This is a genomic window from Salmonella sp. 32010601201800023SM, from assembly GCF_017572235.1.
Taxonomy (GTDB): domain Bacteria; phylum Pseudomonadota; class Gammaproteobacteria; order Enterobacterales; family Enterobacteriaceae; genus Salmonella; species Salmonella enterica.
The window spans coordinates 589,308-611,285 of sequence record NZ_JAGEQS010000002.1 but is presented as its reverse complement, the minus strand read 5'-3'; the positions used below and the strand labels follow the sequence as shown (position 1 = coordinate 611,285).

General features: G+C 53.0%; 21 protein-coding genes and 5 tRNA genes. 9 read left to right on the top strand and 17 right to left on the bottom strand.

The window, feature by feature from the left end; translation table 11 throughout:
* Positions 1 to 12: 12 nt before the first annotated feature.
* The gene (emrB, locus tag J4617_RS10375) at positions 13 to 1,551 is read left to right on the top strand and encodes a multidrug efflux MFS transporter permease subunit EmrB (RefSeq protein ID WP_001187297.1); all 1,539 of its coding nucleotides are present in this window, start codon (positions 13 to 15) and stop codon (positions 1,549 to 1,551) included.
* A 48-nt stretch (positions 1,552 to 1,599) separates the two neighbouring features.
* Here emrB and J4617_RS10370 read toward each other — a convergent pair whose 3' ends face one another.
* The 15 genes from J4617_RS10370 to pncC all read right to left on the bottom strand — a co-directional run bounded on the left by J4617_RS10370 (position 1,600) and on the right by pncC (position 13,408).
* On the bottom strand, positions 1,600 to 2,970 hold the full coding sequence (locus J4617_RS10370) for a carbohydrate porin (RefSeq protein WP_017465660.1): 1,371 nt from the start codon (positions 2,968 to 2,970) through the stop codon (positions 1,600 to 1,602).
* A 345-nt stretch (positions 2,971 to 3,315) separates the two neighbouring features.
* Complete coding sequence (gene luxS, locus J4617_RS10365; protein ID WP_001130193.1) at positions 3,316 to 3,831, bottom strand: S-ribosylhomocysteine lyase; 516 nt, start codon at positions 3,829 to 3,831, stop codon at positions 3,316 to 3,318.
* A gap of 149 nt (positions 3,832 to 3,980) precedes the next feature.
* Positions 3,981 to 5,537 carry a glutamate--cysteine ligase gene (gshA, locus tag J4617_RS10360; protein ID WP_000611821.1) on the bottom strand — a complete coding sequence of 519 codons (1,557 nt, stop codon included), beginning with the start codon at positions 5,535 to 5,537 and terminating at the stop codon, positions 3,981 to 3,983.
* A gap of 76 nt (positions 5,538 to 5,613) precedes the next feature.
* On the bottom strand, positions 5,614 to 6,039 hold the full coding sequence (locus J4617_RS10355; RefSeq protein WP_001279499.1) for a YqaA family protein: 426 nt from the start codon (positions 6,037 to 6,039) through the stop codon (positions 5,614 to 5,616).
* Entirely contained in the window at positions 6,036 to 6,602 is a 567-nt protein-coding gene (yqaB, locus tag J4617_RS10350) for a fructose-1-phosphate/6-phosphogluconate phosphatase (protein WP_000271296.1), read from the bottom strand. The genes J4617_RS10355 and yqaB overlap by 4 nt, the downstream gene beginning before the upstream one ends.
* Before the next feature lie 236 nt (positions 6,603 to 6,838).
* Positions 6,839 to 6,915, bottom strand: a tRNA-Arg gene (locus J4617_RS10345).
* A gap of 193 nt (positions 6,916 to 7,108) precedes the next feature.
* Positions 7,109 to 7,185, bottom strand: a tRNA-Arg gene (locus tag J4617_RS10340).
* A gap of 62 nt (positions 7,186 to 7,247) precedes the next feature.
* Positions 7,248 to 7,324, bottom strand: a tRNA-Arg gene (locus J4617_RS10335).
* 61 nt (positions 7,325 to 7,385) lie between these two features.
* Positions 7,386 to 7,462: transfer RNA gene (locus J4617_RS10330), tRNA-Arg, on the bottom strand.
* A gap of 3 nt (positions 7,463 to 7,465) precedes the next feature.
* A tRNA-Ser gene (locus J4617_RS10325) sits at positions 7,466 to 7,558 on the bottom strand.
* Between the two features lie 303 nt (positions 7,559 to 7,861).
* The gene (gene csrA / locus J4617_RS10320; RefSeq protein ID WP_000906486.1) at positions 7,862 to 8,047 is read right to left on the bottom strand and encodes a carbon storage regulator CsrA; all 186 of its coding nucleotides are present in this window, start codon (positions 8,045 to 8,047) and stop codon (positions 7,862 to 7,864) included.
* A 234-nt stretch (positions 8,048 to 8,281) separates the two neighbouring features.
* Positions 8,282 to 10,912, bottom strand: coding sequence for an alanine--tRNA ligase (gene alaS, locus J4617_RS10315; RefSeq protein ID WP_017465659.1), 2,631 nt, complete (start codon positions 10,910 to 10,912; stop codon positions 8,282 to 8,284).
* Between the two features lie 235 nt (positions 10,913 to 11,147).
* Positions 11,148 to 11,648, bottom strand: a complete 501-nt coding sequence (recX, locus tag J4617_RS10310; RefSeq protein ID WP_001294863.1) for a recombination regulator RecX — start codon at positions 11,646 to 11,648, stop codon at positions 11,148 to 11,150.
* A 116-nt stretch (positions 11,649 to 11,764) separates the two neighbouring features.
* The gene (gene recA, locus J4617_RS10305) at positions 11,765 to 12,826 is read right to left on the bottom strand and encodes a recombinase RecA (RefSeq protein WP_000963150.1); all 1,062 of its coding nucleotides are present in this window, start codon (positions 12,824 to 12,826) and stop codon (positions 11,765 to 11,767) included.
* An 84-nt stretch (positions 12,827 to 12,910) separates the two neighbouring features.
* Positions 12,911 to 13,408, bottom strand: coding sequence for a nicotinamide-nucleotide amidase (gene pncC, locus J4617_RS10300; protein WP_000132239.1), 498 nt, complete (start codon positions 13,406 to 13,408; stop codon positions 12,911 to 12,913).
* 195 nt (positions 13,409 to 13,603) lie between these two features.
* Here pncC and J4617_RS22980 point away from each other — a divergent pair, with 195 nt between their 5' ends.
* Positions 13,604 to 13,849 carry a hypothetical protein gene (locus J4617_RS22980; RefSeq protein ID WP_001519391.1) on the top strand — a complete coding sequence of 82 codons (246 nt, stop codon included), beginning with the start codon at positions 13,604 to 13,606 and terminating at the stop codon, positions 13,847 to 13,849.
* A gap of 37 nt (positions 13,850 to 13,886) precedes the next feature.
* Here the strand turns inward: J4617_RS22980 and mltB are convergent, their stop codons facing one another.
* Positions 13,887 to 14,966, bottom strand: coding sequence for a lytic murein transglycosylase B (gene mltB / locus J4617_RS10295; protein ID WP_000476822.1), 1,080 nt, complete (start codon positions 14,964 to 14,966; stop codon positions 13,887 to 13,889).
* Positions 14,967 to 15,219: 253 nt separating this feature from the next.
* Between mltB and srlA the strand changes: the two genes are divergently transcribed.
* The 7 genes from srlA to gutQ all read left to right on the top strand — a co-directional run bounded on the left by srlA (position 15,220) and on the right by gutQ (position 20,280).
* Positions 15,220 to 15,783 carry a PTS glucitol/sorbitol transporter subunit IIC gene (gene srlA, locus J4617_RS10290; RefSeq protein ID WP_000573335.1) on the top strand — a complete coding sequence of 188 codons (564 nt, stop codon included), beginning with the start codon at positions 15,220 to 15,222 and terminating at the stop codon, positions 15,781 to 15,783.
* Positions 15,780 to 16,751 (top strand): PTS glucitol/sorbitol transporter subunit IIB, encoded by a 972-nt coding sequence (locus J4617_RS10285; RefSeq protein WP_000199039.1) that lies wholly within the window; start codon positions 15,780 to 15,782, stop codon positions 16,749 to 16,751. Before srlA ends, J4617_RS10285 begins: the two co-directional genes overlap by 4 nt.
* Before the next feature lie 11 nt (positions 16,752 to 16,762).
* Positions 16,763 to 17,125: a PTS glucitol/sorbitol transporter subunit IIA gene (gene srlB, locus J4617_RS10280; protein WP_000111555.1), complete on the top strand. Its 363-nt coding sequence runs from the start codon at positions 16,763 to 16,765 to the stop codon at positions 17,123 to 17,125.
* Positions 17,126 to 17,136: 11 nt separating this feature from the next.
* The gene (gene srlD / locus J4617_RS10275; protein WP_001077372.1) at positions 17,137 to 17,916 is read left to right on the top strand and encodes a sorbitol-6-phosphate dehydrogenase; all 780 of its coding nucleotides are present in this window, start codon (positions 17,137 to 17,139) and stop codon (positions 17,914 to 17,916) included.
* A gap of 75 nt (positions 17,917 to 17,991) precedes the next feature.
* The gene (gene gutM, locus J4617_RS10270; protein WP_000255198.1) at positions 17,992 to 18,351 is read left to right on the top strand and encodes a transcriptional regulator GutM; all 360 of its coding nucleotides are present in this window, start codon (positions 17,992 to 17,994) and stop codon (positions 18,349 to 18,351) included.
* A 197-nt stretch (positions 18,352 to 18,548) separates the two neighbouring features.
* Complete coding sequence (srlR, locus tag J4617_RS10265; RefSeq protein ID WP_000804536.1) at positions 18,549 to 19,322, top strand: glucitol operon DNA-binding transcriptional repressor SrlR; 774 nt, start codon at positions 18,549 to 18,551, stop codon at positions 19,320 to 19,322.
* Positions 19,315 to 20,280 (top strand): arabinose-5-phosphate isomerase GutQ, encoded by a 966-nt coding sequence (gutQ, locus tag J4617_RS10260; RefSeq protein ID WP_001278201.1) that lies wholly within the window; start codon positions 19,315 to 19,317, stop codon positions 20,278 to 20,280. The genes srlR and gutQ overlap by 8 nt, the downstream gene beginning before the upstream one ends.
* On the opposite strand, the gene norR is transcribed toward gutQ, so the two are convergent.
* Positions 20,277 to 21,797, bottom strand: coding sequence for a nitric oxide reductase transcriptional regulator NorR (gene norR, locus J4617_RS10255; protein WP_017465658.1), 1,521 nt, complete (start codon positions 21,795 to 21,797; stop codon positions 20,277 to 20,279). The genes gutQ and norR overlap by 4 nt on opposite strands.
* Positions 21,798 to 21,978 lie beyond the last annotated feature (181 nt).

Sequence of the window (21,978 nt, the reverse complement as noted above, 5' to 3'; positions counted from 1 at the left end):
GAGGTGCGTGTGATGCAACAGCAAAAACCGCTGGAGGGCGCGCAGCTCGTCATCATGACGATCGCGCTGTCGCTGGCGACATTCATGCAGGTGCTGGACTCCACCATTGCCAACGTAGCGATTCCGACCATCGCCGGGAACCTGGGTTCTTCCCTAAGCCAGGGGACATGGGTTATCACCTCTTTCGGGGTGGCGAACGCTATCTCAATTCCCTTAACCGGCTGGCTGGCGAAACGTTTTGGCGAAGTCAAACTGTTCATGTGGTCGACGGTCGCCTTTGCCGCGGCCTCCTGGGCCTGTGGCGTATCCAGCAGCCTGAATATGCTGATCTTCTTCCGCGTGGTGCAGGGCGTGGTCGCCGGGCCGCTGATTCCGCTCTCGCAAAGCCTGTTGCTGAATAACTATCCGCCTGCAAAGCGCTCCATTGCGCTGGCGCTCTGGTCAATGACCGTCATTGTCGCGCCGATTTGCGGCCCGATTCTGGGGGGCTACATCAGTGATAATTACCACTGGGGATGGATTTTCTTCATCAACGTGCCGATTGGCATCGCCGTCGTCCTGATGACGTTACACACGCTGCGCGGACGTGAAACGCATACCGAACGGCGACGTATTGACGCCGTCGGGCTGGCGCTACTGGTGATTGGCATCGGCAGCCTGCAAATTATGCTCGATCGCGGTAAAGAGCTGGACTGGTTCTCCTCACAGGAAATTATCATCCTGACCGTGGTCGCCGTCATCGCCATCAGTTTCCTGATCGTCTGGGAACTGACCGACGATCACCCTATCGTCGATCTTTCTCTTTTTAAATCGCGTAACTTCACGATTGGCTGCTTGTGCATCAGCCTTGCCTATATGCTCTATTTCGGCGCCATTGTTCTACTGCCGCAGCTTTTGCAAGAGGTGTACGGCTATACCGCAACGTGGGCAGGTCTGGCGTCGGCGCCAGTCGGCATTATTCCGGTAATTTTGTCGCCGATTATCGGACGCTTCGCGCATAAACTGGATATGCGCAGGCTGGTCACGTTCAGCTTCATTATGTACGCCGTCTGTTTTTACTGGCGCGCCTGGACGTTCGAACCGGGTATGGATTTCGGCGCTTCCGCATGGCCGCAGTTTATTCAGGGATTTGCCGTCGCCTGCTTCTTTATGCCGCTGACCACCATTACGCTCTCCGGGTTACCCCCAGAACGGCTGGCGGCGGCATCAAGCCTGTCGAACTTCACGCGAACGCTGGCGGGCTCCATCGGCACCTCGATTACCACCACTATGTGGACCGATCGTGAGTCGCTACACCATGCTCAGCTCACGGAGTCGATTACGGCGTATAATCCAAACGCTCAGGCTATGTACGATAAACTGGAAGGCTTAGGGATGACGCACCAACAGGCGTCAGGCTGGATAGCCCAGCAAATCACGAATCAGGGGCTGATTATTTCCGCCAACGAAATCTTCTGGATGTCGGCGGGGATCTTCCTGGTGCTGCTCGGCCTGGTGTGGTTCGCCAAACCGCCCTTCGGTGCGGGCGGCGGCGGTGGCGGCGCGCACTAACTATCTGATAAAAGGGATCTGCGGATCCCTTTTTTAGTAGACCAACAATCAGAAGAAATATTTGAATCTCAGACGCCCGCCGTAACGCGCATCTTCACTGTTATCGCCATTATTCGGATTGGCCTCTACCCATGAAGCATAGGCGCCGAGGTAGATGTTAAAGTTTTTCATATCCATCACGTTGGGGAATAAATATGAGGCATGAATGGTGTGAATATCATAATTGCCGGGATCGGTGATCCAGCAATCGTCCTCACAAACGGCATCGATATTGGTAGCATTGAAGGCTTCGATTTTGTTATGCGCATAGATATAACCCAGTTCAAATCGATGCCACAGCGCATTCACCCCAGCGGTAAAATCTGTCTCATCGGTCGCATCCATATAAGCGGTATTCAGGTTAATCACCGCGCCATCTTCCGGGTCAGTTTTTTGACCATTCCAGGTCATGGTAAAACCATAGCCCGTACGATCTGACTGATCGATCCACTTCCCATTCTCATAATAGCCATAGGCGTTGTTAACGACGTTACTTTCCATCGCTATCGCCGTTGAAAAACGCCCGTTTTGCCAGGCAATAACCGGACGGACGTAAGCCACGTTTTTATCGTTGGTTAAATCCATTCCGTGGTACTGCTTCTCGGTATATAACGTACTGCCATTTTCCAGCAATGTGTTAACTTCGAAATACCAGTTGTCGATGGTTTTGCTCAGCAGGAAGTTACCCCCACTGTCGCTACGTCCCCGTCCTTCTTTCATCATATAGATATAGCCGTAACCGTCACTGTAAAGATCGTTCGCTGTATTCCCCGAATATTCAATAAACGTATCCTGATTCAGCGGGAACATATCGTAGGCTTCAAAACGACCAACCTTAATTTTCCAGTCATTCTCACGACCAAAGAAGAAAACGGCATCATCAAGGTTCATTTTTCCGGTCAGGTCCGCCAGAGGCTGTACAGAGAATCCGGCAAAATTACCGTTGTCCAGTCGCTGGTAGCCATCAAAGCCCAGCAACAGGCGCCCGTTAATATCCCAGCGTTCATTGGTTCCTGATGCCCAATCTTTATTCGCTGACGTTCTCATCGATGTCAGGCTACCGGAACGGCTTGCCGCATCCATATTAAATTCGACATCGCCATAGAACTTAATATCGCTGAATCCGGATAAGGTCAGCTTCGGCGGTGTTTTACCTGCTGCAGTGGGCTCGGCAGACTGGACATTCACCGTCGGCGTAGCGGCGACCTGCTGCTGTTTCAACGAGCGAATTTGCGCCTCGGCATCGGATGCCCGTTTTTCAGCATTAACAACACGTTGCTCCAGTTCAGCCAGACGCTGCTCAATAGTGATATTATTCGCTGCCCAAAGGTTATGAGAAAAGCAAGCACCGATCATCAGCGCCAAATATTTAGCCTTCATTTTTTATCCCTTAAGTTTGATGTATACCAGATAAGATTTGCTAAAAACCCCATCGACCGGCTATTAGTAGAGTCTTGTTATTACCTGGATATCTGGCGCATTCCATTATGTTTTTCTATTAATTATTTATGATTTTTAGTTTATGTGATCAATACACTCTGGCATCGTGAGTTATCCGCCTTTTCTGTTTACCAGATCACATTTTATTATTTAACAGGCCAGGCATTACTTAATTTAAAATGTATTCTCGCCGCAAATATAATAAACGCAAATTATATTAAGCAATAAAAAACCCCGGCCATAAACCGGGGTTAATTTAAATACTGGAAACGCTTACCAATAAGACTAAATATGCAGTTCCTGCAGTTTTTCTTTCGGCAGCGCCAGCTCTTTATTGCTGTTCACGCGCACATCACACTCCAGAATATGACGGGCAATGTCCTGCGCTTCACTGAGCGAGTGCATCTGATACGTACCGCACTGGTAAACGTTCAGCTCCGGGATCTGGTTTTGATCCTGCACTTTCAGCACATCCGCCATCGCCGCTTTCCAGGCGTCGGCAACACGCTGCTCGTCCGGCGTGCCAATCAGGCTCATGTAAAAACCGGTGCGGCAGCCCATCGGCGAGATATCGATAATCTCAACGCCGTTACCGTTGAGGTGGTCGCGCATAAAGCCAGCAAACAGATGCTCAAGCGTATGAATCCCTTTTTCCGGCATCACTTCTTTGTTCGGAATGCAAAAACGCAGATCAAACACGGTGATTGCGTCGCCATGCGGGGTGTTCATCGTTTTTGCAACCCGGACCGCCGGCGCTTGCATCCGGGTATGATCGACTGCGAAGCTATCTAATAATGGCATTTAGTCACCTCCGATAATTTTTTAAAAATAAACTGAACTCTTTGTTCCGGGGCGAGTCTGAGTATATGAAAGACGCGCATTTGTTATCATCATCCCTGTTTTCAGCGATGAAATTTTGGCCACTCAGTGAGTGGCCTTTTTCTTTTGGGTCAGGCGTGTTTTGCAAGCCACGCGGCAAACGGCTCGGTATCCGCCGCCTCAATCTCCTGCTGACGACGTACTGAAGCGTCACGTTCAGCAATAAACTCTTCTTCCTGTAAAATCTCCAGCGGCTCTTCGCGTAACAGATTACGGTAAGCCTCACCGAACGCTTTCCCGGTGCCGCCAATGCCTTCATCAATCATAGACCGTAAGATTCGGGCGGAGAATGTCAGTTCAGGATTATCAAAGCAGGCGACCAACTCGTCACACACCTTTTGATACTCCTCTCCCCCGTGGATACTGTCCAGCGTTTGCGCCACGCGTTTCAGATCGCGGAAGAGATCTTTCCCTACTTTAGGCAGCGGGAACTGCGCGGTTTCACAGCCAATCCCCAGGGTAAGGCCCGGCTTACGCCCTTCCAGAATAACGCGATTCCAGTTAGTACGCGTACATAACAGCTCATCGCTACTCATTTCCGGCGCATCGGCCAATACGCACCAGACCATAAACAGATCGAGGAAGCGCACCTGTTGCTCGTCTACGCCGATCGGTGAGAACGGATTAATATCGAGAGAACGAACTTCGATGTACTCAATACCACCACGCAGAAGCGCATCTGAAGGCGATTCGCCGCTGCGCGTCACGCGCTTGGGACGAATGGGCGCGTACAGCTCATTTTCAATTTGCAGAACGTTGCTGTTAATCTGTAGCCGCTTACCGTCTTTTTCCACACCAATCCGCGCGTACTCCTCGGAAGGGGTTTTAATCGCCCGCTTCAGACCTGCCACATACTCATGCAAATCGTTAAACGTAATTCCGAGATTGCTTTGCGACTTATTGGTATAGCCCAAATCACTCAGACGCAGCGACGTCGCATATGGCAGGTAGTACATACCGCAGTCTGTTTTTTCAAACGGTAATGTGGTTGGCTTTCCTTGCAGGAAAGAGGAACAAATGGCCGGAGACGCGCCAAACAGATAGGGGATGACCCAGCCAAAACGGTAATAGTTGCGAATCAGACGAAAATAGCCGGCAGAAATTTTTTCTTTTGCCGCTTCGCCTTCCGTAACGCCGCATTTCGCCTGCCAGAACGCCATCGGTAATGAAAAATTGTAATGTACGCCGGAGATGGTTTGCATCAAAGCGCCATAACGATTTTTCAGCCCTTCGCGATAGAGCGTCTTAAAACGCCCGGTATTGGATGTGCCGTACTGCGCCAGCTCTATGTCCTGCCCTTCCGCAATATAGCAGGGCATACTTAATGGCCACATCCGCTCATCGCCCAGTTTCCTGGCCGTATACCGATGGAGATCGCGCATAAAGGTGAGCATATGCTGGATATCGCCATCGACTGGCGTAATAAACTCCAGTAGGGCTTCCGCAAAATCTGTGGTAATCCATTTATGGGTCAGCGCTGAACCTAACGCTTCAGGATGACCTGTTGTCGCCAGCGTGCCATCAGCATTGACACGCAGCGTTTCGCGCTCTAACCCGCGCTGTATCCCCTTTAACGCCTGAGGATGTTTTTCCAGCCAGGCCAGAGCCTGTGATACGTCCGGGATCAAATTGACCTCCCGCCTGTCCAAATCGTTTTAATAAGCATAACTGTAATGGCGGCCATACATGCCAAACCTACAATTATTACCACCACATCATGCCCTGAACCGTCGCCGCTGCGAGCGCAACATAGCGCAGCGCCTTACCAAGACACAAAAAAAAGATCGTCCGCCCCCACGGGATGCGCATCCATCCCGCTAACAGGCACAACAAATCACCGATGACCGGCATCCAGCTTAATAATAGTGTGGCTGCGCCATAACGCTTTAGCCAGCCAGTCGCTTTTTCCTGCCAGCGCGACGTTTTGCGCAGCGGAAAGAAACGCCCAAGAATAACGTTAGTTACCCCTCCAAGGCTATTACCCATTGTTGCTGTTAAGACTAAGACCCAGGGATGACTGACGCCGGAGACCAGCATAGCAACCAAAACCACCTCAGAATTACCGGGTAACAGCGTCGCGCTGAGAAAACTACTGGCAAACAGAGACAGGAGCGACAGTCCGTCACTCACAATAGTCGGACATCCACGGCATCCATTCCCGCCGCCCGCGCCGCCTGTAAACCAAAATCGGCATCTTCAAATACCACGCACTGCGTCGGCATGACGCCCATCCGCTGGGCGCACAGTAGGAAGGTGTCAGGCGCGGGTTTGTGATGCTGTACGTGATCTGCCGCCACAACCGCATCAAAATAACGACGCAGCCCCAGATGCGCTAACAAGGCTTCCGCGATAGCGCTTTCGCTACCGGTACCGACCGACATGGGACGCCGCCCATGCCACGCTTTGACCACCTCAACCAGCGGCAGCGGTTCTACGCAGTCCAGCAGGATGCTTTTTACCGCGTCGGTTTTCTCACGCGCCAGTGACAGGGGATCAAGATCGGCATGGTTAAGCTCAATGATTGACTGGGCGATAAGCCAGGTTGGCGAACCGTTAAGTGCGACCATTGCCTGTTCATCAAAACGAAGACCATAGCGCCCCAAAACCTCACGCCACGCTTTGCGATGCGTGGGTTCGGTATCCAGGAGAGTACCGTCCATATCAAAAATCAAACCAGCATAACGTGCGTACATCGTGTTCTCGCAAACCGAATAACCAGACAGTACTTTATCGCAATTGGTTGATTTTGTCGCTAATAGAGATGAAGAGGTATATTCAGGATAAGGGGAAAAGCGATTGCAGGGCAGTGACGTATCCGGGAGGATTATTCACCTTATGGGCCGTTGCTGACGCAACGTTATCCTTCCTGGTGCCAGCGGTGATTATAACTATCTTATCTGCATCTTCATCGCTGAAAGTACGGAGAATATGGTGCATCCGGGAGGATTCGAACCTCCGACCGCTCGGTTCGTAGCCGAGTACTCTATCCAGCTGAGCTACGGATGCATTGGAAATGATGTTTACTACAAGATTTGATGTCGCATTTACTGCCACACTAAATAAGATGGTGCATCCGGGAGGATTACTCGCCTTACGGCTCGCCCTTCGGGCCGTTGCTGACGCAACGTTATCCTTCCTGGTGCCAGCGGTGATTACCGCTATCTTATCCGTATCTTCATCACTGAAAGTACGGAGAATATGGTGCATCCGGGAGGATTCGAACCTCCGACCGCTCGGTTCGTAGCCGAGTACTCTATCCAGCTGAGCTACGGATGCATCGGAAAACTTGCTTTACTGCCGATATTGATACCGCGGTGAAAGCCGTATCAAGTAAGAGATGGTGCATCCGGGAGGATTCGAACCTCCGACCGCTCGGTTCGTAGCCGAGTACTCTATCCAGCTGAGCTACGGATGCATCGGGAAACTTACTTTACTGCAGATTTTGATACCGCGGGAAAGCCGTATCAAGTAAGAGATGGTGCATCCGGGAGGATTCGAACCTCCGACCGCTCGGTTCGTAGCCGAGTACTCTATCCAGCTGAGCTACGGATGCAAATGGCGGTGAGGCGGGGATTCGAACCCCGGATGCAGCTTTTGACCGCATACTCCCTTAGCAGGGGAGCGCCTTCAGCCTCTCGGCCACCTCACCACACGCCTCTTACGAGTGCTTCGAAGAACTTGTTCTGCTCATCGTCGCTGCGTGGCGCACATATTACTTTCTGGGACTTATAAGTCAAACAATTTTTCCAGAGCTTTTATCGTTTGCACACTTCACGCTCAATTAGTCTGTAAAAAAGCCAAAAAGAGTGTTTTATCAACAGATAATTTGATGACACGCTGGCCGCCAAAAGCGCACCATATCAACAGTGAGGTTGAAAAAAGTCATGAAGGGACAACGCGGGCGAGCGAGAAGAGAGGCTGCGTCTCACCCGAAAAGTGAGACGCGAAAACCTTAGTAACTGGACTGCTGGGATTTTTCAGCCTGGATACGCTGGTAGATCTCTTCACGATGGACAGAAACTTCTTTCGGGGCGTTCACGCCAATACGCACCTGGTTGCCCTTCACCCCTAAAACTGTCACGGTGACCTCATCGCCAATCATGAGGGTCTCACCAACTCGACGAGTCAGAATCAGCATTCTTTGCTCCTTGAAAGATTAAAAGAGTCGGGTCTCTCTGTATCCCGGCATTATCCATCATATAACGCCAAAAAGTAAGCGATGACAAACACCTTAGGTGTAAGCAGTCATGGCATTACATTCTGTTAAACCTAAGTTTAGCCGATATACAAAACTTCAACCTGACTTTATCGTTGTCGATAGCGTTGACGTAAACGCCGCAGCACGAGCTGCGGCGCCAACGAACGCTTATAATTATTGCAATTTTGCGCTGACCCAGCCTTGTACACTGGCTAACGCTGCAGGCAGAGCTGCCGCATCCGTACCACCGGCTTGCGCCATGTCCGGACGACCGCCACCCTTACCGCCCACCTGCTGAGCGACCATACCAATCAATTCCCCTGCTTTAACCCGGTCGGTCACATCCTTCGACACGCCCGCAATCAGAGAAACCTTACCTTCAACAACCGTTGCCAGTACGATAACGGTAGACCCCAGTTGATTTTTCAGATCATCAACCATGGTTCGCAGCATTTTCGGCTCAATACCAGCAAGCTCGCTAACCAGGAGCTTCACGCCGTTGAGATCGACCGCTTTACTGGAAAGATTTGCACTCTCCTGCGCTGCGGCCTGGTCCTTCAACTGCTGCAACTCTTTTTCCAGCTGACGTGTACGTTCCAGCACGGCACGCACTTTGTCGCTCAGATTCTGGCTGTCGCCCTTCAGCAGATGCGCAATATCGTTTAAACGATCGCTTTGCGCATGAACGGTGGCCATAGCGCCTTCACCGGTTACCGCCTCAATACGACGAATGCCCGCTGCGGTGCCGGACTCAGAGATAATACGGAACAGACCAATATCACCGGTACGACTGGCGTGAGTACCGCCGCACAGTTCGGTAGAGAAATCGCCCATGCTCAGAACGCGTACACGTTCGTCATATTTCTCGCCAAACAGCGCCATGGCGCCTTTCGCCTTCGCCGCGTCGAGATCCATGATGTTCGTTTCAATCGGCAGGTTGCGGCGAATTTGCGCATTCACCAAATCTTCAACCTCACGAATCTCCGACGGCTTCATCGCTTCATTGTGCGAGAAGTCGAAGCGCAGCACTTTATCGCTAACCAGCGAGCCTTTCTGCGCAACGTGTGTCCCAAGCACCTGGCGCAACGCCGCGTGCATCAGGTGCGTGGCGGAGTGGTTCAGACGGATACGTGCGCGGCGCGCTTCATCTACGTCAGCCTGTACCGCATCGCCCACTTTCAGAGCGCCCGCAGACAATTTGCCGAGGTGACCAATCGCCTGACCATATTTTTGCGTGTCGTCCACAGCGAAAGTAAATCCAGCGCCTTTCAGCTCGCCTTTATCGCCAACCTGACCGCCTGATTCCGCATAGAATGGGGTCTGATCCAGCACGACAACCGCTTCCTGTCCCGCGTTAATCACTTCAACCGCTTTACCATCGACAAACAGCGCGGTCACTTTGCCGTTCAGTTCCAGATGGTCATAACCTTTAAATTCAGAAGCGCTGTCAACGCGGATCATCGCGTTGTAGTCCGCGCCAAAACCGCTAGCTTCGCGCGCGCGACGGCGTTGCTCTTCCATAGCGGCTTCAAAACCTGCTTCATCGACTTTGATGTTGCGCTCACGGCAGACGTCCGCCGTTAGATCGACCGGGAAACCATAAGTATCATACAGACGGAAAGCGGTTTCGCCATCCAGGGTGTCGCCCTGCAATTTCGCCAGTTCTTCATCCAGCAGCGCCAGACCGCGCTCCAGCGTACGGGCGAACTGCTCTTCTTCCGTTTTCAGAACCTGCTCGACCTGCGCCTGCTGACGTTTCAACTCTTCGCCTGCGGAGCCCATTACCTCAATCAGCGGCCCAACCAGCTTGTAGAAGAAGGTCTCTTTCGCGCCCAGCATGTTGCCGTGACGAACCGCGCGACGAATAATGCGACGCAGCACATAGCCACGGTTTTCATTCGACGGCAGCACGCCATCGGCAACCAGGAATGCGCAAGAACGGATGTGGTCGGCGATAACGCGCAGCGATTTATTACCCAGATCGGTGGCGCCGGTGACTTTCGCTACCGCTTCAATCAACGTGCGGAACAGGTCGATGTCATAGTTAGAGTTAACGTGTTGCAGTACCGCGGCAATACGCTCCAGCCCCATACCGGTATCTACAGACGGTTTCGGCAATGGTTCCATCGTCCCGTCAGCCTGACGGTTGAACTGCATAAAGACGATGTTCCAGATCTCAATATAGCGATCGCCGTCTTCTTCCGGGCTTCCCGGAGGGCCGCCCCAGATGTGGTCACCATGATCGTAGAAGATTTCGGTGCACGGACCGCAGGGACCGGTATCGCCCATCTGCCAGAAGTTATCCGATGCGTATGGCGCGCCTTTATTGTCGCCAATACGGATGATACGCTCGCGCGGGATGCCGACTTCTTTTTCCCAGATCTCATAGGCTTCGTCGTCGGTTTCATAGACGGTGACCCATAAGCGCTCTTTTGGCAGAGCAAACCAGTTTTCGCCGGTCAGTAATTCCCATGCGAACTGAATGGCGTCGTGTTTGAAATAATCGCCGAAGCTGAAGTTGCCCAGCATTTCGAAGAAAGTATGGTGACGTGCAGTGTATCCGACGTTTTCCAGATCGTTGTGTTTACCTCCCGCGCGTACGCAACGCTGGGAAGTGGTTGCACGGGAATAATTACGTTTATCGAGCCCAAGGAAAACATCCTTGAACTGGTTCATCCCGGCATTGGTAAACAACAGAGTGGGGTCATTGTTAGGCACCAGGGAACTGCTGGCAACTACCTGATGCCCTTTACTATGGAAAAAGTCGAGAAACGCCTGACGGATCTCAGCGGTGCTCTTGCTCATAATTATCCTGAAATCAAGCTACACTTCATCCTTCAGGCCGCCTCTGCGTTGGCTGCGAGTTTCCCGGTCACGCGTTCCCGAGGCTCACTTGCCGCTTTGATGCGGCTTGAATGATTTTGTGTATTTAAGGAATATTCGTCGCAGACGCTGTTCGCCGTTAAGCAACCCGCGTCCAGACGGAAAAAGTGGGAATAAGATAAGTTTTCTTTACCGGGAAGTAAAATCCCGTATGCGCTCAATCTGCAAAATTTCGCCATATTTGCTGGATATCGTCCATCAGATACCCGCGATAGAGCAAAAAGCGCTGTACCTTAACCTTTTCTGAAAAGTTTGAAGGGAGCGGCTCGCCATATTTGCGAACGGCCTGCTCACGTGCCATTTCACTCCAGTCAATTTCACATTCTCGCATCGCTTTTTCAGTCGATTCACGGGAAATGCCTTTCTGATTCAACTCCTGGCGAATACGCGCCGGGCCATAGCCTTTGCGGCTACGACTGGCGATAAAGCGCATCACGAAGCGCTCGTCATCAAGATAGTGATGTTCGTGGCACCAGGCGATCACGCGTTCATAATCGTCTGCCGTCGCATCAATCTCTTCCGGCCCATTTTTGCCCATCACCGGCGCGGAGAGTTTACGCCGTAATTCCTGCTCGCTGTGATCGCGGACAGCAAGAATACGTACCGCACGATCAAGGAGACGAGCATAAGCGGGACGGCGCGATGTGGGTTCACTCATAAAAAACCTTAACAGGGAGAAATGCCAAAAGGGCCGCATAAATGCAGCCCTTGATGGTAATTTAACGTTTTGCTGAATGGCGGTTTCGTTTTGCCCGCCCCACCATCACCTGATGATTAAAAATCTTCGTTGGTTTCTGCAACGCCTTCGCTATCGTCAACGGCGAAATCGGGCGTGGCATTCTGATTACTCAACAGTAATTCACGAACCCTTTTCTCGATCTCTTTCGCTGTCGCCGGGTTCTCTTTCAGCCAGGTAGTCGCGTTCGCTTTACCCTGGCCAATCTTCTCGCCGTTGTAGCTGTACCATGCGCCCGCTTTCTCGATCAGCTTCTCTTTCACGCCCAGGTCAACCAGTTCGCCATAGAAGTTGATGCCTTCGCCGTAGAGGATCTGGAACTCGGCCTGCTTAAACGGCGCGGCGATTTTGTTTTTCACCACTTTCACACGCGTTTCGCTACCCACGACATTATCGCCCTCTTTCACCGCGCCAATACGACGGATATCAAGACGAACAGAGGCGTAGAATTTCAGCGCGTTACCGCCGGTGGTGGTTTCCGGGTTACCGAACATCACGCCAATCTTCATACGGATCTGGTTGATGAAAATCAACAGCGTGTTGGACTGTTTCAGGTTCCCCGCCAGCTTACGCATCGCCTGGCTCATCATACGCGCCGCGAGGCCCATGTGAGAGTCGCCAATTTCGCCTTCGATTTCCGCTTTCGGCGTTAGCGCCGCTACGGAGTCGACCACAATGACGTCCACCGCGCCTGAACGCGCCAGTGCGTCACAGATTTCCAGCGCCTGCTCGCCGGTATCCGGCTGAGAACAAAGCAGGTTATCGATATCGACGCCCAGCTTGCGTGCGTAAACAGGGTCAAGCGCGTGTTCCGCATCGATAAACGCACAGGTTTTACCTTCACGCTGCGCAGCAGCAATCACCTGCAGCGTCAGGGTCGTTTTACCGGAAGATTCCGGCCCGTAAATTTCGACGATACGCCCCATCGGCAGACCGCCCGCACCGAGTGCGATGTCCAGTGAAAGCGAACCGGTGGAGATAGTTTCCACATCCATAGAACGGTCTTCACCCAGACGCATGATGGAGCCTTTACCAAATTGCTTTTCAATTTGGCCCAGTGCTGCCGCCAACGCTTTCTGTTTGTTTTCGTCGATAGCCATTATTACTCCTGTCATGCAACTTGGTATTGAACCGGATAGTGAATTCGTACTGTTGAAGCAATTATACTGTATGCTCATACAGTATCAAGTGTTTTGTAGAAATTGTTGCCACAGGGTTTGTAGCGCGTACGTCGTCGCCTGTCGACGCACCGATTCACGGTCGCCGCTGAAGCATTCCCGACGCGTAATCCCTTCTCCGCTGACGCTGGCGAAAGCAAACCACACCGTACCAACCGGCTTTTCTTCACTGCCGCCATCCGGCCCGGCAATTCCGCTAATAGCGACAGCAAAATCGGCGCGAGCGGCCTTCAGCGCCCCGATCGCCATTTCGACCACTACGGGTTCGCTGACCGCGCCATGCTGCGCCAGAGTCTCTTCACGCACGCCAATCATCTGCGCTTTGGCTTCATTACTATAGGTGACAAAGCCGCGTTCAAACCAGGCGGAACTTCCGGCGATGTCGGTAATGGCTTTCGCCAGCCAGCCGCCGGTACAGGACTCTGCTGTCGTTACGGTCGCCCCGCGCGCTTTTAACGCCAGCCCGACCTGTTCGCTAAGCCGCATCAGTTCACTGTCAGTCATCATGACCTCTGTCAGTTAGAAATCCTGCCGCACAAGATAGCACTTTCTCACCAGAGATGGGGACGAGCAGTCGATTTTACGAGTCGGATTCCGAAAAAATGCCAGCAGGTTATTTATGCAGAATGAAATGAGATAGCACATGACTAAATAGCAGTACCATGTCGCTAAATTTACACGCACGGAGAGAAAGCAAGGATGTCACTCAAAAAAACGGAAAGCACACAGCACAAACTGAAACAAACCTGTCAACTACGGCTGTGGTTAATTGTGGGTGGAGTATGTTCATTAGGAATGGGAGTACTGAATATATTGTCGTCAGGCTATTTTGAACCGTATGATGGCGGTCAAATTATCTTAGGCCTGGGATGTCTGGGATATAGTCTGGCACTATCAAAGAAGATATCCCACTTGCAGGCAGAGAATCAGCCCAAAAAGCCATAATAATAGCGGAGGGGGTGCTCCCCTCCCTAAGCGTAAATTAGCGCACCCGCGCCAGCGCTACCGCCTGGCCCAGTTGCCAAACCGCCATCGCATAATGCGTGCTGTGGTTATATCGGGTAATGGTGTAGAAGTTCGGCAGGCCGTACCAGTACTGGTAGCCCGTACCGATATCCAGACGCAGCAGGCTGGCTTCCTGATGATTGCCCAACGATTGCTGCGGCGTTAAGCCTGCGGCGGCAAGCTGAGAGAGGCTGTATTTTGTTTTGAAACCATTCGCCAGTCCCGGCGCCTGACCATTCGCTGGCACCGCAACCGTATCGCCTTTCACCCAACCATGCGCCTTGAAGTAGTTCGCCACACTGCCGATGGCATCTACCGGATCCCACAAGTTAATGTGCCCATCGCCATTGAAATCGACCGCATATTCTTTATAGGAAGATGGCATAAACTGGCCGTAGCCCATCGCGCCGGCAAAGGAACCTTTCAGATTGAGCGGATCGTCTTGCTCATCGCGCGCCATGAGCAGGAAGGTTTCCAGCTCGCCGGAGAAATATTCCGCCCGGCGCGGATAGTTAAATGACAGCGTCGCCAGCGCGTCCAGAATCCGCGTTTTCCCCATGATACGTCCCCAGCGGGTTTCCACGCCGATAATCCCCACGATGATTTCCGGCGGTACGCCGTATACCTGCCAGGCGCGGTTCAGCGCGTCTTCATACTGATTCCAGAACGCGACGCCGTTTTGCACGTTATCCGGCGTAATAAATTGTTTGCGGTAGCGCAGCCAGGCGCCATTTGGTCCGGCGGGCGGCTGAGTGGTCGGCGCTTGTCTGTCCATCAGACGCAGGACGTAATCCAGTCTTTTAGACTGCGAGAGGATCTCCTGCAGCTGCTGACGGTCGAAACCGTGTTTACTGACCATTTTATCAATGAACTGCTGCGCATTAGGGTTGTTGGCGAAGTCGCCGCCCATTTGCATGACGTTATGCTGCGGCTCAAGCAGAAAGCCGCCGGAAGGCGTGCCCGTCGTCGCTTGAGTCTCGGAAGATTTTGGCGTGCTGCTACAGGCAGCAAGCAATACGCAAAGTGGAAGTAACGCTACATAACGACGCTTGAACATGAGACATCCATTAAACAAATTCAGCCAGGGAGAAGTATGGTAAAGCATCCCCCGCCGCACAAGGAAGCGGCACAAGAGAATAAATCACCTTTCTCCTCTTTTCAGTTTGTATCCTCTCCCCCACCCCCGTAATCTTTCAACTTAAAATATTTTTCTTTTATTTTGCGATCACAATAACACTTTTGAATCTTTCAACATGATTACAATGAACAGGAAATTAGCAAGAAAACTAAAAACCCTACAGGAGAGAACAATGATCGAAACCATTACACATGGTGCGGAGTGGTTCATCGGGTTATTCCAGAAAGGCGGAGAGGTGTTTACCGGTATGGTGACAGGTATTCTTCCGCTACTGATAAGCCTGCTGGTTATCATGAATGCGCTCATCAATTTTATCGGCCAGCAGCGTATTGAGCGTTTTGCCCAACGCTGCGCCGGAAATCCGCTATCCCGCTACCTGCTTTTACCGTTTATCGGAACGTTTGTTTTTTGTAATCCGATGACCCTGAGTCTGGGACGCTTTATGCCGGAGAAGTACAAGCCGAGCTATTACGCGGCGGCCTCCTATAGCTGTCACTCCATGAACGGTCTGTTTCCGCATATCAATCCCGGCGAACTGTTTGTTTATCTGGGTATCGCCAGCGGACTCACCACGTTAGGGCTTCCTCTCGGCCCGCTCGCGGTGAGCTATCTGCTGGTAGGTCTGGTGACGAACTTCTTCCGCGGTTGGGTCACCGATCTCACCACCGCTATTTTTGAGAAAAAAATGGGGATTCAACTTGAGCAGAAAGTTCATCTGACAGGAGCGGTATCATGACACGGGTTCGTATTGAGAAAGGCGCCGGCGGCTGGGGCGGCCCGCTTGAACTGGACGTTACGCCAGGCAAAAAGATCGTCTATATCACAGCCGGTACGCGCCCGGCGATCGTCGACAAACTGGCGCAACTAACAGGCTGGCAAGCGGTGGACGGCTTTAAAGAAGGCGAACCGCCGGAAGCGGAAATCGGCGCGGCCATTATCGACTGCGGCGGTACGCTGCGCTGCGGTATCTATCCGAAACGCCGGATTCCAACCATTAATATTCACTCGACGGGTAAGTCCGGCCCACTGGCGCAGTATATTGTTGAGGATATTTATGTCTCCGGCGTAAAAGAAGAAAACATTACTCTTGTCGGCGAAACGCCTGCCAGTCCCCAGCCTGCCAAAACGACATTAGGACGTGACTACGACACCAGCAAAAAAATCACCGAGCAGAGCGACGGGCTGCTGGCAAAAGTCGGTATGGGAATGGGCTCCGCCGTGGCGGTACTGTTCCAGTCCGGTCGCGACACCATTGATACGGTCCTGAAAACAATCCTGCCGTTTATGGCGTTCGTTTCGGCGCTTATCGGCATCATTATGGCCTCAGGTCTTGGCGACTGGATCGCCCACGGCCTGGCGCCATTAGCCAGCCATCCACTGGGGCTGGTGACGCTGGCATTGATCTGCTCTTTCCCGCTGCTGTCGCCCTTTCTCGGCCCTGGCGCGGTTATCGCTCAGGTCATTGGCGTCCTGATCGGCGTTCAGATAGGCCTGGGCAATATCCCCCCGCATCTGGCGCTTCCCGCCCTGTTCGCGATTAACGCGCAGGCGGCCTGCGACTTTATCCCGGTCGGCCTGTCGCTGGCGGAAGCGAAACAAGACACCGTTCGCGTCGGCGTACCTTCTGTGCTGGTCGGACGCTTCCTGACTGGCGCGCCCACGGTACTTATCGCCTGGTTTGTTTCCGGCTTTATCTATCAATAAGAGGTTCAGACATGAGCGTGATTTATCAAACCACCATCACCCGTATCGGCCAGAGCGCGATGGAGGCGCTCGGCGAACAGATGCTGATTACGTTTCGGGAAGGCGCGCCGGCGGATATCGAAGAATTTTGCTTCATCCATTGTCATGGCGAACTGACCGGCGCGCTGCAGCCTGGCGCGCGGTGTGAATTGGGTCAACATTGCTATCCGGTCACGGCGGTCGGCAGCGTAGCCGAGCAAAACCTGCGTGAACTGGGGCATATCACTTTGCGCTTCGATGGTCTGCGCGAAGCAGAATTTCCCGGCACCGTACACGTTGCGGGGCCTGTACCGGACGATATCGCGCCGGGCTGTATTTTGACGTTTGTCGCTTAAGGAGAAAAAACATGAATCAAGTTGCCGTTGTCATTGGCGGAGGCCAGACCCTGGGGGCATTCCTTTGCCGTGGGCTTGCAGAAGAAGGATACCGCGTGGCGGTCGTTGATATTCAAAGCGATAAAGCCGCGAATGTCGCCCAGGAAATTAACGCCGATTTTGGCGAAGGTATGGCGTACGGTTTTGGCGCCGACGCCACCAGCGAGCAGAGCGTGCTGGCGCTGTCCCGCGGCGTAGACGAGATTTTCGGGCGCGTCGATCTGCTGGTTTACAGCGCGGGTATCGCCAAAGCGGCGTTTATCAGCGATTTCCAGTTGGGCGATTTTGACCGCTCGCTACAGGTGAATCTGGTGGGCTATTTCCTCTGCGCCCGTGAGTTTTCCCGCCTGATGATCCGCGACGGCATTCAGGGGCGCATTATTCAGATTAACTCTAAATCCGGCAAAGTGGGCAGTAAACACAACTCCGGCTACAGCGCGGCGAAATTCGGCGGCGTGGGGTTAACCCAGTCTCTGGCGCTGGATCTGGCGGAATACGGCATTACCGTACACTCGTTGATGCTCGGCAACCTGTTGAAATCGCCAATGTTCCAGTCACTGCTGCCGCAATACGCCACTAAACTGGGCATTAAGCCCGATGAGGTGGAACAGTATTACATTGATAAAGTACCGCTCAAACGCGGGTGTGATTATCAGGATGTGCTGAACATGCTGCTATTTTATGCCAGCCCGAAAGCGTCTTATTGCACCGGGCAGTCGATCAACGTAACCGGCGGTCAAGTGATGTTCTGACCGTGAATTGCCGGATGGCGCCGTAGGCCGGATAAGACGGTTACGCGCCATCAGGCAAAACAACAGGAGCACATTATGGTTTCCACTCTGATTACCGTCGCCGTTATCGCCTGGTGTGCGCAGCTGGCGCTGGGCGGCTGGCAGATTTCCCGCTTTAATCGGGCTTTCGATAAACTTAGCCAACAGGGGCGGGTCGGCGTCGGGCGCTCCGGCGGGCGTTTTAAGCCCCGGGTGGTGGTTGCCGTGGCGCTGGACGAACAGCAGCGGGTGACGGACACTTTATTGATGAAAGGCCTTACGGTATTCGCCAGACCGGTTAAAATTGCCGCAATGCAAGGAAAACATTTGCATGAATTACAGCCTGATGTGATCTTTCCCCATGATTCGCTCGCGCAGAATGCACTATCATTGGCGCTTAAACTGAAACATGGGTAATTTCGTTGTGAATGCGTATAGCTTGCGAAATTATCATTTTGCAACCAATACCCTAAATAATTCGAGTTGCAGGAAGGCGGCGACGCAGTGAATCCCAGGAGCGTACATCAGTACGTGACCGGGGTGAGCGAGGAAAGCCAACGCACATGCAGCGTGAAGTATGACGGGTAAATACATAAGTCAGGGTAATCACGCCTATGAAACCTCGTCAGCGTCAGGCCGCGATTCTGGAGCACCTGCAAAAACAGGGAAAATGCTCGGTTGAAGAACTGGCCCAGTACTTTGACACGACAGGCACCACTATCCGTAAAGATCTGGTCATTCTGGAAAATGCCGGAACCGTCATCCGCACCTATGGCGGCGTGGTGTTGAATAAAGAAGAGTCCGATCCGCCTATTGATCACAAAACGCTTATCAACACCCACAAAAAAGCGCTGATAGCCGCAGCCGCTGTGAAATATATCCATGATGGCGATTCCATTATTCTGGACGCCGGAAGTACCGTGTTACAGATGGTGCCGTTGCTTTCGCGTTTTAGCAACATCACGGTGATGACCAACAGCCTCCATATTGTTAACGCGCTATCGGAACTGGACAACGAACAAACTATCCTGATGCCCGGCGGCACCTTCCGTAAAAAATCGGCGTCATTTCACGGTCAACTGGCGGAAAACGCCTTTGAGCAATTCAGCTTTGATAAACTTTTCATGGGAACTGACGGTATTGACCTGAATGTCGGTGTGACCACGTTCAATGAGGTTTACACCGTCAGTAACGCAATGTGCAATGCAGCACGCGAGGTGATTCTGATGGCGGACTCCTCAAAATTTGGTCGTAAAAGCCCCAATGTGGTGTGCAGTCTGGAAACCGTCGACAAACTGATCACGGACGCGGGGATCGATCCGGCATTTCGTCAGGCGCTGGAAGCAAAAGGGATTGAAGTAATCATAACCGGAGAAAGCAATGAGTGATGCACTACTAAACGCGGGCCGTCAGACCTTAATGCTGGAGCTACAGGAAGCCAGCCGTCTGCCGGAGCGTCTGGGCGATGATTTTGTCCGCGCCGCCAATATCATTATTCACTGTGAAGGCAAAGTGATCGTTTCCGGTATTGGTAAATCAGGTCATATTGGTAAAAAAATCGCCGCGACGCTTGCCAGTACCGGTACTCCCGCTTTTTTTGTTCATCCGGCGGAAGCACTGCATGGCGATCTGGGGATGATTGAAAGCCGCGACGTGATGTTATTTATCTCCTATTCCGGCGGCGCAAAAGAACTCGACCTCATCATCCCGCGTCTGGAAGATAAATCCGTCGCGCTGCTGGCGATGACCGGTAAACTTCACTCTCCGCTGGGGCGAGCGGCAAAAGCCGTTCTGGATATTTCCGTCGAGCGTGAAGCCTGCCCGATGCATCTGGCGCCGACATCCAGTACCGTCAATACGCTGATGATGGGCGATGCGCTGGCGATGGCGGTCATGCAGGCGCGCGGTTTTAACGAAGAAGATTTCGCCCGTTCGCATCCGGCTGGCGCACTGGGCGCGCGTTTGCTCAATAATGTGCATCACCTGATGCGCCAGGGCGATGCAATACCGCAGGTGATGCTTGCCACCAGCGTGATGGATGCCATGCTGGAACTTAGCCGTACCGGGCTGGGGCTGGTGGCGGTTTGCGATGAGCAACATGTTGTGAAAGGCGTCTTTACCGACGGCGACCTGCGTCGCTGGCTGGTGGGCGGCGGCGCGCTCACCACGCCGGTAAGCGAAGCCATGACGCCCAACGGTATTACGCTCCAGGCGCAAAGCCGCGCCATTGACGCCAAAGAGCTCCTGATGAAACGCAAAATTACCGCCGCGCCAGTGGTCGATGAAAACGGCAAACTCACCGGCGCCATTAACCTACAGGATTTCTACCAGGCGGGGATTATCTAATCCTTCAGTCCCAGACGCTTCGCCAGCCGATGCAGGTTGGCGACGTCGGTTTCCAGCGCCCGCGCGCTGGCCGCCCAGTTATGATTATTTTGCGCCAGCGCCTGGCGAATCATCTCTCGCTGGAAGTTCTCCGTCGATTCGCGCAAATTGCGGCAAGTCGGCAGCGCCAGAAAGCTTTCCGCAGGCGGCGCGGGTAAAACGTCCTCTGACAAGGCAAAATGCTGTGCCTCCAGTATCACCTCATCCCCTGCCCGGGTCGCTCTCGCCAGTACAACCGCACGGTGAATGGCATGTTCCAGCTCCCGGACGTTGCCCGGCCAGCCATAGTTGAGCAAATGGCGGCGCGCGCCGGTACTCAGCACCACGCGGGACAGCCCCAGCCGCAGCCGGCACTGCTCGCAAAAATAGCCCGCCAGCAGCACCACATCATCGCCGCGCTCGCGCAGCGGCGGCACAAAGAGCGGGAAAACGCTCAGGCGATGGAACAGATCGGCGCGAAAACGCCCCGCCAGCACCTCTTCACGCAGGTCACGGTTGGTCGCCGCCAACACCCGCACATCCACGCGCAGGCTACGATCGTCGCCGACGCGCTGAATATCGCCATACTGCAACACGCGAAGCAGCTTGGCCTGTAGCGCCAGCGACAGTTCGCCAATCTCATCCAGAAACAGCGTACCGTTATCCGCCATTTCGAACTTACCGCTACGATTACTGATAGCCCCGGTAAAAGCCCCTTTTACATGACCAAACAACTCGCTCTCCGCCACGCTTTCCGGCAGCGCGGCGCAGTTGAGATAGACCAGCGGATTGACCGCTCTGGGGGAGCCCTGGTGAATAGCTTTCGCCACCAGCTCTTTACCGGTCCCCGTTTCACCGCCGATCAGCACGTTAAGATCGGAGCCCGCCACAATCTCGATCTCTTTTTTCAACTGCGTCATCGCCGGCGACAGGCCGATCATGTGCGTCTCTTTTATCGGTTCAAACACGCCTGACGACCCCGGCAGCATGTTCTGGCTTTCCAGTTGTTCAATTAACAGCGCATTACTCAATGCCCCAGCGGCCAGCGCGGCGACAAGCCGTAGCTCTTCATCGCTAAATACTTCGAACTGCTCCGGCGTCATAGCATCAAGGGTCAGCGCACCGATGAGGTTCTGTCCGGCAAACAGCGGCAGACCAACACAGGCGTGGACTTTCAGGCTTTCCTGTCCGGGAATTAACCCGTCATACGGATCGGGTAAATCGCTATCAGCCGGAAAACGCACCACGTCCCCCGCGCGGGCGATGGCTTCCAGGCGCGGATGCCCTTCCAGGGTAAAACGTCTGCCGAGGACGTCCTGCGCCAGGCCATCAATCGCCAGTGGAATAAATTGTCGTGATTCATAACGCAACAGCGCCGAGGCGTCGCACGCCAGCACCTGACGCAGCGTAGTAATCAGCCGCTGAAAACGATCCTGATGCCCAATGCCGCGTTGTAACTCAATGGCGATGCCCGCCAATACCTCCACGGAAAAACTCATGGTTACCTCATTGTCATTTTGACAACCTATAGTGTCATATTGACAGCATCATTTATAGTCTTTTTGACTACATCAAAAATACAAAACAAATATAACTCAATACAAATCAATAAGATGTAAAGTTGGCACACTACCTGCAATAAGCAAAACAACTTTTTGCAAACGTTGAATGAATTGAGGT